The organism is Herbaspirillum sp. B65 (assembly GCF_000333555.1).
GTDB lineage: Bacteria > Pseudomonadota > Gammaproteobacteria > Burkholderiales > Burkholderiaceae_D > Herbaspirillum > Herbaspirillum rubrisubalbicans.
In genome coordinates this window covers 1-631 of the sequence record NZ_BADI01000575.1, presented here as the reverse complement: position 1 = coordinate 631, position 631 = coordinate 1, and the positions used below count along the sequence as shown (strand labels likewise).

At 61.6% G+C, this 631-nt stretch carries 1 protein-coding gene; it reads right to left on the bottom strand.

The window, feature by feature from the left end; genetic code table 11:
• A partial coding sequence (locus tag I5W_RS13885; RefSeq protein ID WP_044529666.1) for an exodeoxyribonuclease III occupies positions 1-631 on the bottom strand: 631 nt, incomplete at both ends.

Here is a 631-nt window from a genome sequence, read left to right as displayed (position 1 = left end):
CCTTGGCCGCAATGCCCGGCGTGGAGACGTGGTAATCGATACGCCATCCCACGTTGTTGGCCCAGGCCTGGCCGCGGTTGCTCCACCAGGTGTAGGCTTCGCCGGTGGTTTCCGGATGCAGGCGGCGGTACACATCCACCAGGCCCAACTGGTCGAAGATGTGCGTCATCCAGGCGCGTTCTTCCGGCAAGAAGCCCGAATTCTTCTGGTTGCTCTTCCAGTTCTTGAGGTCGATTTCCTTGTGGGCGATGTTCCAGTCGCCGCAGATGACCACTTCGCGGCCACTCTTTTCCAGTTCCATCAGGTGCGGCAGGAAGGCTTCCATGAAGCGGAACTTGGCTTCCTGGCGTTCCTCGCTGGAGGAACCCGAGGGCGCATAGAGCGAGATCACGGTCAGGTCGCCGTAGTCGCATTCGACATAGCGGCCTTCGTCATCGAACTCGGTATTGCCGAAGCCGATGCGCACCGAATCCGGCTGGCGGCGGCTGTAGACGCCCACGCCCGAGTAGCCCTTCTTCTGGGCATAGTGGAAATGGCCGACATAGCCGGCCGGGGCCAGGAAGTCTTCGGTCATGTCGGCCGCCTGGGCCTTCAGTTCCTGCACGCAGACGAAGTCCGGCGCTTCCTTTTG